General features: G+C 61.2%; 13 protein-coding genes and 1 riboswitch. Of the genes, 7 read left to right on the plus strand and 6 right to left on the minus strand.

The genetic code is table 11. The features are described from left to right. Positions 1-41 precede the first annotated feature (41 nt). From ACOYQJ_RS03090 to ACOYQJ_RS03100, 3 genes are read left to right on the plus strand one after another with little or no spacing between them, the layout of a single operon-like run. Positions 42-1,211 carry a D-alanyl-D-alanine carboxypeptidase family protein gene (locus ACOYQJ_RS03090; RefSeq protein ID WP_422904541.1) on the plus strand — a complete coding sequence of 390 codons (1,170 nt, stop codon included), beginning with the start codon at positions 42-44 and terminating at the stop codon, positions 1,209-1,211. After that, positions 1,208-1,828: a dTMP kinase gene (tmk, locus tag ACOYQJ_RS03095; RefSeq protein WP_422904542.1), complete on the plus strand. Its 621-nt coding sequence runs from the start codon at positions 1,208-1,210 to the stop codon at positions 1,826-1,828. Before ACOYQJ_RS03090 ends, tmk begins: the two co-directional genes overlap by 4 nt. After that, complete coding sequence (locus ACOYQJ_RS03100) at positions 1,825-2,946, plus strand: DNA polymerase III subunit delta' (protein WP_422904543.1); 1,122 nt, start codon at positions 1,825-1,827, stop codon at positions 2,944-2,946. Before tmk ends, ACOYQJ_RS03100 begins: the two co-directional genes overlap by 4 nt. 77 nt (positions 2,947-3,023) lie before the next feature. Here the strand turns inward: ACOYQJ_RS03100 and ACOYQJ_RS03105 are convergent, their stop codons facing one another. Continuing rightward, positions 3,024-4,085 carry an Mrp/NBP35 family ATP-binding protein gene (locus tag ACOYQJ_RS03105; protein ID WP_422904544.1) on the minus strand — a complete coding sequence of 354 codons (1,062 nt, stop codon included), beginning with the start codon at positions 4,083-4,085 and terminating at the stop codon, positions 3,024-3,026. A gap of 224 nt (positions 4,086-4,309) precedes the next feature. On the opposite strand from ACOYQJ_RS03105, the gene ACOYQJ_RS03110 reads away from it, so the two are divergent. Beyond that, complete coding sequence (locus ACOYQJ_RS03110) at positions 4,310-4,528, plus strand: DUF1127 domain-containing protein (RefSeq protein WP_422904545.1); 219 nt, start codon at positions 4,310-4,312, stop codon at positions 4,526-4,528. Between the two features lie 610 nt (positions 4,529-5,138). After that, positions 5,139-8,303 carry a valine--tRNA ligase gene (locus tag ACOYQJ_RS03115; RefSeq protein ID WP_422904546.1) on the plus strand — a complete coding sequence of 1,055 codons (3,165 nt, stop codon included), beginning with the start codon at positions 5,139-5,141 and terminating at the stop codon, positions 8,301-8,303. Positions 8,304-8,422: 119 nt separating this feature from the next. On the opposite strand, the gene ACOYQJ_RS03120 is transcribed toward ACOYQJ_RS03115, so the two are convergent. From ACOYQJ_RS03120 to ACOYQJ_RS03140, 5 genes are all read right to left on the minus strand, one after another. Beyond that, a complete protein-coding gene (locus ACOYQJ_RS03120; protein WP_422904547.1) occupies positions 8,423-10,009 on the minus strand; it encodes a thiamine pyrophosphate-binding protein in 1,587 nt (528 codons plus the stop codon). Beyond that, positions 10,009-11,457: a TrkH family potassium uptake protein gene (locus ACOYQJ_RS03125; protein WP_422904872.1), complete on the minus strand. Its 1,449-nt coding sequence runs from the start codon at positions 11,455-11,457 to the stop codon at positions 10,009-10,011. Before ACOYQJ_RS03125 ends, ACOYQJ_RS03120 begins: the two co-directional genes overlap by 1 nt. Positions 11,458-11,555: 98 nt before the next feature. Then, positions 11,556-11,780 (minus strand): hypothetical protein, encoded by a 225-nt coding sequence (locus tag ACOYQJ_RS03130; RefSeq protein ID WP_422904548.1) that lies wholly within the window; start codon positions 11,778-11,780, stop codon positions 11,556-11,558. 167 nt (positions 11,781-11,947) lie between these two features. Then, entirely contained in the window at positions 11,948-13,045 is a 1,098-nt protein-coding gene (gene folE2 / locus ACOYQJ_RS03135; RefSeq protein ID WP_422904549.1) for a GTP cyclohydrolase FolE2, read from the minus strand. A gap of 124 nt (positions 13,046-13,169) precedes the next feature. Next, a complete protein-coding gene (locus ACOYQJ_RS03140) occupies positions 13,170-14,363 on the minus strand; it encodes an aminotransferase class V-fold PLP-dependent enzyme (protein WP_422904550.1) in 1,194 nt (397 codons plus the stop codon). A gap of 60 nt (positions 14,364-14,423) precedes the next feature. Then, positions 14,424-14,500: riboswitch (SAM riboswitch) on the minus strand. A gap of 112 nt (positions 14,501-14,612) precedes the next feature. Here ACOYQJ_RS03140 and ACOYQJ_RS03145 point away from each other — a divergent pair. Then, on the plus strand, positions 14,613-15,560 hold the full coding sequence (locus ACOYQJ_RS03145; protein WP_422904551.1) for an alpha/beta hydrolase: 948 nt from the start codon (positions 14,613-14,615) through the stop codon (positions 15,558-15,560). Between the two features lie 83 nt (positions 15,561-15,643). Beyond that, a complete protein-coding gene (locus tag ACOYQJ_RS03150) occupies positions 15,644-17,521 on the plus strand; it encodes a monovalent cation:proton antiporter-2 (CPA2) family protein (protein ID WP_422904552.1) in 1,878 nt (625 codons plus the stop codon). Positions 17,522-17,546 lie beyond the last annotated feature (25 nt).

The raw sequence follows: 17,546 nt of genomic DNA on the forward strand, positions 1-17,546 counted from the left end.
GATAAGAAAGACGACTCGCAAATCCTTTGAGGAGCCGACCCATGACCGTCCTCCCCCGCACTCTTTTGGCTGGCGCCTGCGCGCTTGCATTGATGGCCGGACAGGCCTTTGCCTTTGACACCCGCGCCAAGGCGGCCTTTGTCATGGATCAGACCACCGGCACTGTCCTGATGGCCAAACGTGCCGATGACGCCCTGCCCCCGGCCTCCATGTCCAAGCTGATGACGCTTTATATTGCCTTCGAGGCGGTCCGTAACGGGCGCCTCCGGCTGGACGAAGAACTGCGCGTGTCGCAACACGCAATGGATTACGCGGGCTCGACCCTTTTCCTGAAGGCCGGTGAGCGTGTGACAGTCGATGATCTGCTGCATGGCATCATCGTTCTTTCGGGCAATGACGCCTGTGTCGTAATCGCCGAGGCCCTGTCGCCCGATGGGACAGAGGACGGTTTTGCCCGGTTGATGACCCAGCGCGCGCAGCAGCTTGGCATGACAAATTCCACCTTCAAGAATTCCAACGGCTGGCCCGCGCAGGGGCATGCGATGTCGATGCGCGATCTGGTGCTGCTGGCCCGCCGTATCATCGAAGATTTCCCCGAATTCTACCCGATGTTCTCTCAGGCGGAGTTCCTCTTTGACGAAACGGAAAGCCAGAACCGCTATAACCGGAACCCGTTGCTGGGACTGGGGATTGGTGCGGACGGGCTAAAGACCGGGCACACGCAAGAGGCAGGCTACGGTCTGGTGGGCAGCGCCAAGCAAGGTGAGCGCCGGGTGATTTTCGCGATCACCGGGCTGGACAGCGCCAAAGCGCGCGCCGAGGAATCCGAAAGCATTGTCAACTGGGCCTTCCGCCAGTTCGCACAGCAGACCATTGTCACCAAGGACAAGGCCATCGCCAGCGCCGATATCTGGCTGGGCGCCGAGGACAGCGTGGGCCTGATGGCCGAAAAGGACGTGACCTTGCTTTTGCCGCTGGCCACCCCCGGCGGTCTGAAGGCCGAGGTCGTTTATACCGGCCCGGTCGAAGCTCCGGTCAAGCAAGGCCAGCAATTGGCCGAACTGATCATTTCGCCCGAGGGGTTGCCGGAAACTCGCGTGCCGCTGTTTGCGCAGGACGCGGTTGAGGCGGGCGGCTTTATGGATCGCATGATGACGGTCAGCAAAAATCTTCTGGCGCGCCTGCAAAGTCAGCCCGAGGAGACAATGTGAGCCAGAAGGGCCTGTTCATCAGTTTCGAGGGTATCGACGGGTCGGGAAAGTCAACGCAGACGCGCGCGCTGGCCGAACATCTGCGCGCGCTTGGCCGCGACGTGCTACTGACGCGAGAGCCCGGAGGCAGCCCCGGCGCCGAGGAAATCCGCGCCCTTGTGCTTCAGGGCGAGCCTGACCGCTGGTCCGCCGACACCGAGTTGCTCTTGTTCACTGCCGCGCGCCGCGACCATCTGGAACGCGTCGTCTGGCCCGCCCTTGCGCGCGGCGAGGTGGTGATCTGTGACCGTTTCGCGGATTCGACACGGATGTATCAGGGCCGCGCCGGGCTGCGCGCCAAGGTCGACGCGCTGCATGATTTGATGATCGGGGTCGAACCCGACCTGACGGTCTTGATCGACATGGATCCAGCCGCCGCCCTCGCCCGTGCAAAGGCACGCGGCACCGAGGAAGAGCGCTTTGAAGACTTCGGTCTGCCCCTGCAGGAACAGATGCGCGCGGGGTTTCTTGAACTGGCGCAGGAACACAGCGCCCGGTTTCGCGTGATCGACGGCAATCGCACGCCGGATGCCGTCGCCGCCGACATCCGCGGCGCAGTCGAGCCTCACCTGACATGAGCGACCCGGACGCCCTGCCAGAACCGGACCGCATTTCCGGCGCCCCGCACCCGCGCGAAACCGTGCGGCTCTTCGGTCAGGGCAAGGCCGAGGCGGATTTTCTGAACGCTTTCTCCACAGGGCGCCTGCACCACGGCTGGCTGATCACCGGCCCGCGCGGCGTTGGCAAGGCAACTCTGGCCTGGCACATCGCGCGCTTTTTGCTCGCCACGCCGGAGGCTCAGGAAGATGGCCTGTTTGGCGCCCCGCCGCCCCCCGAAACCCTTCACATCGACGCCGAGCACCCGGTCTCGCGCCGCATGCTAGCGCTGTCCGAGCCGGGGTTGTTCCTGCTGCGCCGGGGCCCGAACGACAAGGGTGACAAGCTGGCCACCGATATCCGCGTCGGAGAAGTACGCAGACTGGCGAATTTCTTTGCCCTCTCGTCGGCAGATGGCGGGCGCCGCGTGGTGATCGTCGACGCGGCCGACGAGCTGAACACCCAAGCCGCCAACGCCATCCTCAAGATGTTGGAAGAACCGCCCGCCCGCACAACCCTTTTGCTGATCTCCCATCAACCCGCGCGCCTGTTGCCCACCATCCGCTCGCGATGCCGCGAATTGCGCCTTGCGCCGCTGGGCCAGGACCAGATGACCCAAGCACTGGCGCAGGCCGAAATCCCGGTGCCGCCGCAAGACGCCGCCGCCCTCACCGAACTCGCAAGCGGCTCGGTCGGCGCGGCCATAAGGCTGCTCAACCTCGATGGCCTCAATATATACAGGGATCTTTTGGCGATCCTCGGCAGCCTGCCCAACATGGACCGCCCCCGACTGCTGGCCCTGTCCGACACCTGCGCCGGCAAGGCCCGCGAAGAACGGCTCGATCTGCTCCTGACCCTGACGGACCAGCTGACCGCGCGCATTGCACGCACCGGTGCCACCGGTGTCCCGCCGCGGGCCGAAGCCGCCCCGGGCGAGCTTAAAGCCCTGCAGCACCTTGCCCCGGATGCCGCCGCCGCTCGCCGCTGGGCTCAATCAGCGCAGGACGCCTCGGATCGCGCCCGTCATGCACGCCGCGTGAACGTCGATCCCGCAGCGCTGGTGACGGACCTTTTCCTGCAACTCTCGCGCGCGTATTAGCCCTTCATCTTGTTCCAAATACCCCGGGGGCGCCGTGGCCTTGGCCGCGGCGGGGGCAGAGCCCCCTTTTGTCTCGCTTACACGATACCGCCCTTGATCAGCCGATCCGCCAGCAGCGCATAGGCCTGCGCCATCGGCCCATCGCCCAAGGCCACCGGAATGCCACCGTCACCGCCCAACCGGGTGTCCAGATCGATTGGCAATTGTGCCAGCATCGGGATGCCCAGCTTTTCGGCCTCTGCCGCCACTCCGCCGTGGCCAAAGATGTGCGAATCCTTGCCGCAATGTGGGCAGGTAAAGACCGCCATATTCTCGATCAGCCCCAAAACCGGCGTTTTGAGGGTTGCAAAGGCGTCCAACGCCTTGCGTGCATCCAGCAAAGCCACGTCCTGCGGGGTCGAGACGACAATCGCCCCGGCGACCTCGCTCTTTTGGCACAAGGACAGCTGCACATCCCCGGTTCCCGGCGGCAGATCGACGATCAAGACGTCTTGTTCGCCCCAGTCCACCTGCATCAGCATCTGCTGCAGGGCGCCCATCAACATGGGGCCGCGCCAGATCACGGCCTTTTCCTCGGCCAACATCGAGCCGATTGACATCACCGTGACACCATGCGCCTGCAAGGGGATGATCGTCTTTCCGTCCGGGCTGGCTGGTTTATCCGTCAGACCGAACATGCGCGGCTGCGATGGGCCGTGGATATCCGCATCCAGCAGGCCCACCTTTTTGCCCGCTCTCGCCAATGCAACAGCCAGATTCGAGGAAACCGTGGATTTGCCCACGCCGCCCTTGCCCGACCCCACCGCAAGGATGGTTTTGACGCCCGGTGGCTTCATCACCCCCTCTTGCGGCTGAGCGTGTCCGCCGAACTTCAGCTTTGGCGCTTTGGGTTGGTCATGCGCCGTCAGAACCGCGGAGACCGACTCGACCCCCGACACCTGCCCCGCTGCGGCCTCGGCCGCTTTGCGCAATGGCTCCATAAGACGCGCGATTTCAGGTGACGGCGCTTCGATCACAAAGCGCACATTACCGCTTTCGACCGTCAGCGCACGAATCATATCCCGTGAAATCATGTTTCCGCCGTCAGGCAGTTCCAGCCGTGCCAAAGCTTCCCTAACGGCACCTTTCAGGTCAGTCATGCTCATCCTCTTTTCACTCTGCCTGTTTACGCATCAGTGCCCCAGCGTCAACTCAACCAAAACCCGCTATTCGCACATTTTTCAAGCTTAACGGTAAGTTAACAGGCGTTCCAACCATGCATTTGCTGCATAGCAGCATTGCCGCTCTGCCTATTGTGCAGTTGCAGCATTTGCCCCATGTTTAGCGCAACCACAAAACAGATGGCCAATGAGGCACAAACACAATGGCATACGCAACCGATCTTAACACCCGCTCGCAAAACTCTTTCGGCGCCCGCCTGTCGTCCATGTTGATCGACATCCGCGCGCGCTTTGCCCGCCGCAACGTCTACAAGACGACCTACCGCGAACTGGCATCTCTGAGCGACCGTGAACTTTCCGATCTGGGCCTGAACCGTACCATGATCCGCCGCGTCGCCTATCAGGCGGCCTACGAAATGTAAGAATTCCGCAAGGGTCTCTCCTCCTCCCTGACCCTTTCGGATCTATGCGGTGACGCCTCTCCTCCTCCCTGGCGTCACCGCAAAAATTACCGGGCCCGATGGCCCACCAAAAATGAAGGCTCTCTCTCCTCCTCCCTGAGGGCCAACATCGAAAGCAGCGGCGCCCTCTCCTCCTCCCTGGGTGGCCGCTGCACGGAATTACGGAGCGTCACAATCGCTCCAGACATTGATGCCGGGCCTTTCTCCTCCTCCCTTAGGCCCTACATCATGAAGCGACGGCGCCTTCTCCTCCTCCCTGGGTGGCTGTCGCAAAAATAGCGGCTTTCGGGCCCCGTAATGCGGAACCCTCTCCTCCTCCCTGGGTTCTACATACGAAGCGGCGGTGTCCACCTCCTCCCGGGCACCGCCGCGCGAAATTCGAGATCGGGGCCCCTCTCCTCCTCCCTGGGGTGCCCGTGCACTGGAACGGCGGCGCTCTCTCCTCCTCCCTGAGCGTCGCCGTTTTCGTTTTTGCCGCAGCGATCGCGCCGCAACCTTGCCTTCTCCCCCCTTCCAATCCCGCCCCCTTCCCGGTATCTGCCAAGGCAGAACTCAGACGGGATCAAAGACGATGGCGATGGACAAAAGTTTCGATGCAAAAACCGCAGAACCGCGGATTTACGAGGCTTGGGAAAAGGCCGGTGCGTTCCGCGCAGGCGCAAACAAGTCGCGGGACGACTCTTTCTGCATCATGCTGCCACCGCCCAACGTGACCGGCGCGCTGCACGTCGGCCACGCCTTCAATCACACGCTGATGGATATCCTTGTGCGCTGGCACCGGATGCGAGGCTTTGACACGCTTTGGCAACCCGGACAGGACCACGCGGGCATCGCCACCCAGCTGCAGGTCGAGAAAAAGCTGTTGGCCGACGAAGGCAAGCGCCGCACCGACATGACGCGCGAGGAATTCCTTGGCCGCGTGTGGGACTGGAAGGCCGAATACGGCCAGACCATCATCAATCAGATGAAACGTCTGGGCAATTCATGCGATTGGGAACGCAACGCCTTTACCATGTCCGGAGCCCCCGGCGCCCCCGAGGCGGATTCCAAGGGCAATTTCCACGATGCGGTGATCAAGGTTTTCGTCGACATGTACGAAAAGGGCCTGATCTATCGCGGCAAGCGCCTGGTCAATTGGGATCCGCATTTTGAAACCGCGATTTCCGATCTCGAGGTCGAGAATATCGAAGTTGCCGGCCACATGTGGCACTTCAAATACCCGCTGGCAGGCGGCGCGACCTATACCTATGTCGAAAAAGACGAAGACGGGAATGTCGTGCTCGAAGAGACACGCGATTACATCTCGATCGCCACGACGCGCCCCGAAACCATGCTGGGCGATGGCGCGGTTGCCGTGCACCCCAGTGACGAACGCTATGCGCCCATCGTCGGCAAACTCTGCGAGATCCCCGTTGGCCCGAAAGAGCATCGCCGCCTGATCCCGATCATCACCGATGAATACCCGGACAAGGATTTCGGCTCGGGCGCGGTGAAGATCACCGGCGCGCATGATTTCAACGACTATCAGGTTGCCAAGCGCGGCGGCATTCCGATGTACCGCTTGATGGACACGCGCGGCCACATGCGGGCCGACGGCGCGGCCTATGCCGAAGCCGCCGCCATCGCCATGGAAGTGGCCGAGGGCAAGCGCACGCTGAGCGAGGCAGAGGCCGACAGCATCAATCTTGTTCCCGACCACCTGCGCGGGCTGGACCGCTTTGAGGCGCGCGAGGCCGTGATTGCCGAGATCACCACCGAGGGTCTGGCCGTGATGACCCGTTCCGATGATCCGCGCCTTGGATTGCCCAAGAAGAAAAAGGGCGACGAGGATCAAGAGGTGACGCAAGTTCCGCTGGTCGAGGCCAAGCCGATCATGCAGCCGTTTGGCGACCGCTCAAAGGTGGTCATCGAGCCGATGCTGACCGACCAGTGGTTTGTCGATGCCGAAAAGGTCGTCGGCCCGGCGCTCGACGCGGTGCGAAACGGCGACATCAAAATCATCCCGGAGAGCGGCGAGAAGACCTATTACCACTGGCTGGAGAACATCGAGCCTTGGTGCATCTCGCGCCAGCTGTGGTGGGGGCACCAGATCCCGGTTTGGTATGGTTTCGATCTGCAAGCCAACCGCGATTATGACGACGAACATGACGGTGCGCTTGATCTGGTCGAAATGGGGGCACTGTTGCTGGATCAGAACTTGCTGCTTGGCGACGAACGCCACCACGCCGCTCATGATTTCGGTGCTGTGACCGCCGAGTTCAACGATGTGCTGGCCTCGCTGCCGACGCCGCTCAATCACGCGCGTGTGGTTGAGGTGGCGGATCGTCACGCCGCGGTCGAGGCTTTGGCCCACTCTCTGGCGGAATACGAAGCCCATGATCAGGATCCGACCAAACTGGTTTATCCGGTCTGGCGCGACCCGGACGTGCTCGACACATGGTTTTCCTCGGGCCTCTGGCCGATGGGTACGCTCGGCTGGCCCGAGGAAACGGATGAGCTCAAGCGCTTTTTCCCGACCGATGTGCTGATCACCGGGCAGGATATCCTGTTCTTCTGGGTCGCCCGGATGATCATGATGCAACTGGCCGTTCTCGACGACAAACCGATGGCGGACAAGATCCCCTTCCACACGGTCTATCTCCACCAGCTTGTCCGTGACGAGAAGGGCAAGAAGATGTCGAAGACCACCGGAAACGTCATTGATCCTCTTGAGATCGTTGACGAATACGGCGCCGATGCGCTGCGGTTCACCAATGCTTCGATGGCGTCCATCGGCGGCGTGCTCAAGCTTTCGGTCGACCGGATCACCGGCTATCGCAATTTCGGCACCAAGCTTTGGAACGCTGCCCGTTTTGCCGAAATGAACGGCGCTGTTGGCTCGGACGGGGCCATCCCTGCGCCGAAGGCGACGCTCAACCGCTGGATCGTTGGCGAAACCGCCAAGGTGCGGGAAATCGTCGATGCAGCACTTACCGAATACCGGTTCAACGACGCCGCCAGCGCGCTGTATGCCTTTGTCTGGGGCAAGGTCTGCGACTGGTATCTGGAATTCTCCAAGCCGCTTTTCGACAGCAAGGACGAAGCCGTCGTGGCCGAGACCCGCGCAACCATGGCTTGGGTCATCGACCAATGCCTGATCCTGCTGCACCCGATCATGCCCTATATCACCGAAGAGCTTTGGGGCGAATTAGGCGCGCGTCAAAAACTTCTGGTGCTTGGCGACTGGCCGACCTATGGCGCCGAACTGGTTGATCCGGCGGCGGATGTCGAAATGAACTGGGTCATCAGCCTGATCGAAGGTGTGCGCTCGGCCCGCGCGCAGATGCACGTGCCTGCCGGGCTTTATGTGCCCATGCTGGTGACGCAGATCGGCGAAGGCGAACAGGGCGCGTGGGACCGCAACGAGACCCTGATCAAGCGGCTTGCGCGGATCGAAAGCCTTGAAAAGGTTTCGGATTTCCCCAAAGGCTGCGTGACCGTTCCTGTCGGCGGCGCGACTTTTGGCCTGCCTTTGGCCGATATCATCGACGTCGGCGAAGAAAAGGCCCGTCTGGAAAAGACGCTGGGCAAACTGGGCAAGGAACTGGGCGGTCTGCGCGGACGTCTGAACAACCCCAAGTTCGCGGAAAGCGCCCCGGCAGAGGTTGTCGAAGAGACCAAAGCCAATCTGGCGGCTCGCGAAGAAGAAGAGGCGCAACTGAAAGAGGCTTTGGCCCGTTTGGCCGAAATCGGATGACATAGCCGGGCGGCGGGGCTGACCCCGCCGTCGCAACGGCATATTTCAAGGCGCCCGGGCCTCTGGCCTTGGCGCCTTGTTCGTTTTCTGGGATGGCAAGCTCTCGAAAAGGTCCGTGATCAGACCAGAGCCGATGTCATACGGATCAAAGTAGGCCGCCCGGCGGTAAACGCCGTGATCAGCGCGCTTTGCAGATCGGCGAGCGTCTCAGGCTGAACGGACTCCGCGCCATAGGCCTTGGCCAGCGCAAGAAAGTCAGGGTTGCGGGCAACCACGGCGTTGGGCGCGATTTGTGAGCGGACCATGCTGTCTTCGATCTCGCCAAGTTTGCCGTTGTCCCACAGCAGGATGGGCAGAGAAAGGCCAAGCTCGACCGCTGTTCCCAGTTCCGGCAGGGTGTATTGCAGCCCGTAATCGCCAAGGATCGCGCAGGTGGGCAAGCCCGGGCGGGCGACAGCGCCGCCAATCGCCGCAGGCAAGGCATACCCCAGCGTGCCGAAACCGTAAGGGTGATGCCAATGACCGGGGCGCGGCATGTCCCAGACCTCTTTGGCACCATAGGCAAATTGCGTCATGTCCGAATAGATCATCGCGTCATCGGGCATCACTTCGCGCAGGGCATCGGTTATCTCGACAATGCCCGGGCGCTCAGCGCGGATTTCTGCGCGCCAATGGGCGCGGGTTTTGGCAATCTCGGCGGCGTCCCAGCAGGGCGGGCGATCTTCGGTGCGAGCCGGGATGGCGATGGACATGGCCTTCAGAAAAGCGCCAGCCTCGGCTTGAATGGCGCTGTCAGCTGTCCGGCATTGCGCCAGCACTTCGGGATCAATGTCGATGCGGATCATAGGGCAGTCATGGCCCAAGGCGTCGCGCCAAAGGTCCACCTCGGACAGTTCGGTGCCAACCGCGACGACCAAATCAGCCTCGGCGGCGATGCGTGCGCTGCCTTCCCGCGCCAGATAAGAGCCAAGGAACAAGGGATAATCCGCCGGCACAAGGCCGCGGCCCGCATAGGTGGTCAAACCCGCCGCACCGGTTTGACGCAGCACCTCGGGAATGGCTAGGGCCGCTGATTTGGCACCGCCACCAAAAACGAACAGCGGTTTTTTTGCGCCAAGCACCGCTTCGATCACCGCGTAAAGATCTTCATTGGAGGCCCGTGCCTTTCGGACAACCGGCGCAGCATCGGGCGCAGGCTCAGCCAGGCTTCCGAGCAGGTCAATCGGGACATGGATGGCTTTGGGTCTGGGACGCCGGGAGGAGAATTCCGACAAAGCCCGGTCAATCAACTGATAGGCGGCAGCTGCGCTGCGGGCCTCAAGCGACCAATCGCAAACCGTGGCCCCTGCCCCGCACTGATCAAGCATCTGGTGCAATTGTCCGCGCCGCGCCGCGGTTTCATCGAGACACGAAGCAAGAGCGAGCACCGGAACCGAATCCGAGTAGGCCTGCCCAAGACCGGTCATGGCATTCAGAAAGCCCGGTCCGGTGATCAGGTAGCACACACCCGGCTGCCCCGTGGCGCGGGCATAGCCATCGGCCATAAATGCCGCACCCTGTTCGTGCCGGGCCAGAACGTGGCGAATGCCAGCCTCTTCAATGCCGCGATACATTTCGACGTTGTGCACCCCGGGGATGCCAAAGATCACTTCGACGCCGCGCGTCTTGAGCATATGGGAGATCTGCGCACCCAATGGTTTTTGCATCAGTCTCTCCAGAAACGTACGGTGAAGATGGCAAAGACGGCCAGAACCTCCAGCCGTCCAGTCAGCATAGCAAAGCTCAGCATCCATTTCGCCGCGTCGTTCAGCCCGGCAAAATTGCCTGCCGGGCCAATTTGATCCCCCAGTCCGGGGCCGATATTGGCGATCGCCGTCGCTGCGCCGGACACCGAAGTGATAAAGTCCAGTCCGGTCAGCGCCAAAGCGACGGACAAAACCCCCATCGACACGACGAAGAACACGAAAAAGGACATCACGGAACTGAGGACCTCATCTGTGACGGGGCGGCCCTGGAATTGCGGCGTGAACACCCCGTGGGGCGAATAGATTCGTTTCAGCTGCACCTTGATCGACGCGAAAAGCAACTGATAGCGGAAGATCTTGACCGAACACGCGGTCGACCCTGCACAGCCTCCAATCAGCCCGATAAAGAAGAACAGCATGATCAGGAACGGCCCCCACTGCATGTAATCCACGCTGGCATAGCCGGTGCCGGAAATGATCGAGGTGATGTTGAACAGCGCCTCGCGCACAACCTGTTCAGGATGGTGTGGAAAAATCCATAGCAGGGAGATCGAGGTTACCACGACAAGCACGCCAATGGTGATCAAGAAGACCTGGACCTGCGTGTCGCGGAACAAGGCGGTCTGATTGCCCGCGACCATTTGCACATAGCGGACAAACGGCAGGGCCGCGAGGATCATGAAAACCGATGCAACATATTCCGCTGGTCCCGAGAACGTGCTGAAAGATGCATCGTAATTGGCAAAGCCGCCGGTCGACATGGTCGTCAACGCGTGCACAGACGCGTCAAAGGCGTTCATACCGCACAACAGGTAGGATGCAGCGCACAGCAGGGTGAGCGTGACATAAATTGTGGAAATGGACGAGGAAATCTGCGTTGCGCGCGGCAGAATTTTGCCCATCGTCTCAAAGGCTTCCGTCCTGAAAATCTGCATACCGCCAACACGCAGTTCAGGCAGGAACACCATCGCGACCACGATGATGCCGATGCCGCCCAACCATTGCATCAACCCCCGCCAAAGCAGCAGGCCCTTGGGCAGCGTCTCCAGTCCGGACAGCACTGTCGATCCGGTGGTGGTCATCCCTGACATCGCTTCGAAATAAGCATCGGTAAAGCTGGACTGGGTGGCGCCAAGATAAAATGGCAAGGCCCCGAAGACCGGCAAAGCGGCCCAGACGCCAACCGTCAAAAGGAAGGTCTGCTGGATTGTCAGCCCTTCCTTGACGGCGTTTCGGCAGGCCAGCGCTGTCAAAGCGCCGACCAACATGGTGATAACCGAGCTTTCGAAGAACACAGGCCAATGATTTCGCCCTTCGGCGATATCCACAAGCATCGGCAGCAGCATGGTGGCGCCAAGACAAGCCACAAGCAGGCCGATCACATAGGCGACGGGGCGAATATCGAACATGAACGCAGGCTTGGCCTCAGCGCGCGAGGCTGTCAAGCGCACAGGTGTCTCAGGCAGGTTTCGAGACTGGAAAACGGGCTACCCACCGGCCCGCTGCGTCAGTTCAACAGATCTCGAAAAACATGCGGCAGGATATCGTCGCGGTGGAGACCCATATCGGCCAGTTCTTCATCGCTGGCGGCCTCAAGCACGATGATTTCGCGCAAGCGCGCCTTGCGCATCTTGCCGGGGTTGAAGCCAAGCCCGATTGACGCAAAGTAGTTGTCGATCTTGCTTCCAAGGGATGCATGGCCCATCCCGATTTGTACGTTGTGTCGCGGCATTTCCGGAAACCTCCTGTAGGACAATCGGTTTCCTCCCATCACGTGCAGCATGGCACAGAAATCATGAGAATACTGTAAATGCTGGCCTCACAAAGGCGATATCAGGCAATAGTGCACAAAAAACGCCCACCAAAAGGCGGGCGCTTGGGACTAGGTCACAGGCTGTCTTATCCGACGTGGAAAAGCGTCGAAAACAGTTTCGGATCAAGGCTTTGTGCTGCAAACAAGTCGCCCTCGGTCAGCACCGAAACGGCGTCGTGCGAATGCAGGCTTTCCTGATGGCTCGCTACAACGCGATAATCGCCGATCCGCTCATCAGCCTGACAGATTTGGGCAAAAAGCCGCGCAGCATCTTCGACGAAAATCGGGTTTGCAGCGTTCAACTCGGCAAAGGCCTGTTCGTCCTCACGCTTGACCATGACCTGAGTTTCGGTCGGAACGACCGCGCGGCACATGTCGATCAGATCCTCGAACCACAGGCATTTGCCTGAGCTGACCTCGGCCGATATCCGGGCCACCGAGCGCTGAGAATGCGGTGTCGCCAATTGACCCCGCTCGCGGCGGGCGTGTTCTGACAGCTCCAGCGAACAGGGGCAGGTCGATGAATACACATAGTCGAGATGCATGATCTTGCGACGCACCCCGTCCACCTCGACCAATTCCAGCGCGATGTCGTAGTACTGATAGCCCGACAGGCCCGAGCGCAGCGACTTGACCTTCATTGGGAAGGAAAAGCGCATGTTGATGCGGGCGTCAAAGGATTCGAGATCGGATTTGTAGTCGTCCAGCGCCGCTTCGATCACCTCAAAGCTGAAGGTCTTGTCTGCGTGCGTGTAGAACGAGCGCATGATGCGGGACATGTTGATGCCCTTCTTGTCGGCCTCAAGGCTGACGGTCCCGGTGACGCTGGTTTCCAGCGTCAAATCGCCATTGTCGCGGGTATGGTATTGCAGCGGCAGGCGGAAATTGGAAATCCCCACGTGCTGAATGGCCCGGTTCGCCCCCTTGATCAGCGAGGACGGCCCGTTTTGCAGATCGGGCAGCGTATCCTTGTAGGCCGGATCGGCCTCGAACTCTTCGGGATAGGCCCGACGCAGCGCCGGATAGTCCGCAGGGGCAGTCTCGACAAGGCGCGACACGACAGGGTCGAGATCGTTGATCTCATCCCCGTCCGAGTCGCCTGCCCATTTACGCAACAGCGCCAGCGCCTCTTCAGCCTCAGCACGGCTGGGTTTCCGGTCAATGTCCGGCGTATGCATGTTCATGGGGATCCCCCCTCACCCGTCGTCGTTCTAGTCATAGATAGGAACTGCGTGTAACAATTTCCATTCATGCCTAGTATTACGCGAAAAACGACCTGCCGGATCATTAATTCCGAAGGCCGGCGGATCAAACCGCCTCAAGCGCTCCCAGAATATCGTCGATCAGATCCTGCACATCCTCCAGCCCCACAGAGAAACGCACCAACCCGGGCGTAATACCCAGCATGTCTTTCTGCTCTTGCGGCAGGCGCTGGTGGGTGGTGGTTGCCGGATGGGTCGCGATGGATTTTGTATCCGCGAAGTTGTTGGAAATCAGAACGGTTTCCAGAGCGTTCAGGAAACGAAAGCAGGCGTCCTTGCCGCCTTTGACGTCAAAGGCCAGAACGGTGCCGCCCGCCTCGGACTGCTGGCAGGCCAGCGCGTACTGCGGGTGGTTCTTGTGCGTGGGGTAGCGGACTGCGTTCAATTTGGCGTGACCGGACAGAGCCTCGGCCAGTTGCAGGGCGCCCGCAGCCTGTGCACGCACACGAAGCTCCATGGTTTCCAGCGCCTTGAGGTGCGTCCACGCGGTAAACGGGTTCATCGCGCCGCCGGTGTGCTTCATATAGGCTTCGATCGGGCCGCGGATCAGATCACGCGGCCCGCAGATCACACCGCCCAGCATCCGCCCCTGCCCGTCAACGTGCTTGGTGGTCGAGACGATGGCGATGTCAGCGCCGCAGTCCCTGGCGTAGGAAAAGACCGGCGTGGCCATGGCGTCATCGACCAGAACCAGCGCGCCAACCGCATGAGCGGCCTTGCAGACATAGGCAAGGTCGATGACCTCAAGCGTTGGGTTCGAGATCGATTCGAGGAACACCAGCCGCGTGTCAGGCCGCAACGCCGCATCCCACGCCGCGTTGTCGGTGCCGTCGACCATCGTGATCTCGACCCCGAAACGGGCCAGAATATCCTCAAGCACATAAAGGCACGAGCCGAAGAGCGCGCGCGATGCGACCACATGATCGCCAGCCTTCAGCAAGGACGTCAAAGCGCCATTGACCGCCGCCATGCCGGACGCGCAGGCAAAGGCATCTTCATAACCCAGATAACCGCTGATCCTGTCTTCGAACATGCGCATGGTCGGGTTGCCGTAGCGCGCATAGATGAACTCGTCCTCGCCGACCTTGATAAAGCGCGCTTCGGCTTGCTCGGCGGTCTCGTAGACAAAACCCTGGGTCAGAAAGATCGCCTCGGAGACCTCGTTCCACTGGCTGCGTCTGGTCCCGCCGTGCACCAGTTTCGTCCGTTTGCCCTGCTGTCGTTTGCCTTGTTCGCTCATCTCTTCGTCCTCCGGGCGCAATGGCCCAATAAAAAAGCCCCGATCGCGGTCAAAGCGAAAGGAGCCCTTCGTCTGACCTTTTAGCGGAAGGATTAACGTGGCCCGCAATCCGGTAACAAATCGCCACGAACGTCGCTTAGATCCGTTGCGCGATAAAATCAAGGGCGTCACGCAGGTGTAACCAAAGCTTCACGAATACATCGCAGCCTTCTGAGAGGCTAAGCACACAAGATGTAGTGAGACACGGGCATGCCCCTTCTACAAATCAATGCGAGCACCTCTCAGATGCGCCTGCATGGGGCGACCGCGCCGCTGGTGCCATCGTTGCGCCGTGCGCTGGCCGCTGATCCCGGTCCTGTTACGGTGATGGTGCATGGGTACAAATACCAGCCCGGCGACCCGCTGCATTGCCCCTATACCGGCATCCTGTCGCGCCAACCGCGCGGTCTGGGCCGGCGGGTGGTCAGTTGGCCGCGGCACCTTGGACTACGCGGCCAAAGCGGCGAAGGGCTGGGCATCAGTTTTGGCTGGGACGCGCGCGGTACAATCTGGCGGGCGTGGCGGCGCGCTGCGAGCGCCGGAGAGCAACTTGCCGACCTGCTGGCACAGCTGCACAAACTGGCGCCCGAGCGCTCTATCCACATTGTCGCGCATTCGCTGGGGGCCCGCGTTGCCCTGCGCGCCATCCATCAAAGCCGCCCCGGCACCGTGCGCAGCGCAATCCTTCTGGCGGCGGCCGAGTTCGAGGATACAGCAAAGGCAGCCCTGATGGCGGGCGGATGCCAGACCCAGCTCTTGAATGTGACCAGCCGGGAAAACGACCTGTTCGATTTCTTGCTAGAACGCGCAATCCGCAAGCCCTGTCGCCACGCACATATGCTGGGGCACGGCGGGTTGATACACGGCAACCTTACGACGCTGGAACTTGACGATCCGGCAAGCCTGCGTGCCCTGCGCCGCGCGGGATTTCCCATTGCGCAGCCGATGCGCCGCGTCTGCCATTGGTCGCCCTATCTGCGCCCCGGGGTCTTTCCGCTGTATCGGGCCCTGCTGCGCGGCAGCCTGCAAATGGGCAATCTCCGCGCCTTGTTGCCATTGGACCGCAGTCCGCGCTGGTCACGCCTGGCCCCGCATTTCCCCGCAATTGTCCAAGCGCCCAAAGACCGGGCGGTAAGACGCGCAATCGGGCAGTTCTGAAGTTTCAGCCGCCCTCGGGCTGTTGCCTTTGCCCGCCGCTAAGGCCCATCATGCAGGAACAGGCGCAAAGGGCAAAAAACAACATGGACACGTTTCTTCTAGAAGCCTCGGTTTTCCTGGCCGCCGCCGTGATCGCCGTCCCGATCGCGGCGCGACTGGGTCTTGGTTCGGTGCTTGGCTATCTGATGGCCGGGCTGATCATCGGACCGGGGCTTGGCCTTGTGGTCGATCCCGAAGACCTGCGCCATTTCGCCGAGTTTGGCGTTGTCATGATGCTGTTCCTCATCGGTCTGGAGCTGGAGCCGCGCGCGCTGTGGGATATGCGCCACCGCTTGATCGGTCTTGGCGGCCTGCAATTGCTGCTGACCGGACTAATCGTCTTTGTCGCCTGTTCGATGCTGGGAATGCTTTGGCAGACTTCCTTGGCCGTCGGGATGATCCTTGCCTTGTCGTCCACGGCGATCGTTCTGCAAACCCTGTCCGAAAAGGGGCTGATGCAAACCTCGGGTGGGCGCGCAACGTTTTCGGTGCTGCTCACGCAGGATATCGCAGTGATCCCGATGCTGGTGATTCTGCCGCTTTTGGCGACCGTCGCGCCGGTGTCACTGAACCCCGATGGCTCGATCCAACGGCTTTCCGAAACCGATGCGCATCACGCCATGTCGCTGGTCGACAGCTTGCCGGGCTGGGGCGTCGCACTAGTCACGCTTGCCGCCATTGCGGCGATCATCCTTGGCGGTGTCTTTGGCGCACGGCCGTTGTTTCGCTACATCCACTCGGCCCGCCTGCCCGAGATGTTCACCGCCGTCGCCCTGCTGATCGTCGTCGGGATCGGCGCGCTGATGATACTGGTGGGCTTGTCCCCGGCGTTGGGCACCTTTCTGGCGGGCGTGGTTCTGGCCAACTCCGAATTCCGGCACGAGCTGGAATCAGACATCGCGCCCTTCAAGGGACTGCTGCTGGGGCTGTTCTTCATCACCGTTGGCGCAGGCATCGACGTGGACGGCTTGCTGCGCGAACCTGTGATCATCGTTGGACTGGCCTTGGGGGTTATCGTGCTCAAGGGCGCGGTCCTTTATGTCTTGGGGCGTTCTTTCGGGTTGATCCGTCGCGGGCGCTGGCTGTTTACGCTTGGGCTGGCGCAAGCGGGCGAATTCGGCTTTGTGCTGATCTCCTTCGCTCTGCAACAACAGGTTCTGACCGAGCGTCTTGCCGATCGCCTCTTGCTGATCGTGGCCTTGTCGATGTTGATCACGCCGCTGCTCTTTCTGCTGTTCGATTGGGTCGAAAAACGGCTCGAGACCGGCGGTGAGACCATCGAAGACGACAAGATTGACGAACAGGGCCCCGTCATTATCGCTGGCATCGGACGCTTTGGTCAGCTGGTCTATCGGCTTTTGCAGAGCGCGGGAAAGAAGGCGGTCGTGATCGACCGCGACATGCAGACCATCCAGTTGATGCGCCAGATGGGCTACAAAGGCTTCTTTGGCGACCCCACCCGCCCGGAACTGCTGCACGCCGCCGGGATCGATACAGCGCGTGTTCTGGTGGTGGCGCTGGACGACCCCAAACAGGTGAACCGGCTGGTCGCCTATGCCCGCCGCATCCGTCCCGATCTGCATATCGTGGCACGCGCCCGCGACCGGACGCATGTCTACCAGCTCTATCAGGCCGGCGCGAATGACATCGTCCGCGAGGTCTTTGACAGCGCCCTGCGCGCCGGGCGCTACGTGTTGGAAAACGTCGGGATGAGCGAATACGAAGCCGCCATCGCGCAGGAGACCTTTTTCCATCACGACCGAAAAACGGTTCGCGAACTCGCCTCGCTTTGGGATCCCGCAAAAACTGCGGCCGAAAACCCGGCCTACCTTGCGCGGGCACAGGCGTTGGAGAGGGAGCTTGAGCGCAAGCTCTACGAGGCGCTGGAAGCGCGGGCAAAACAAGACAGCGATGCGGCCTGAACCGCGCACGTCTTCATCTTGTTCA

It is taken from the genome of Pacificoceanicola algae (assembly GCF_049341065.1).
Taxonomy (GTDB): Bacteria; Pseudomonadota; Alphaproteobacteria; order Rhodobacterales; family Rhodobacteraceae; genus Pacificoceanicola.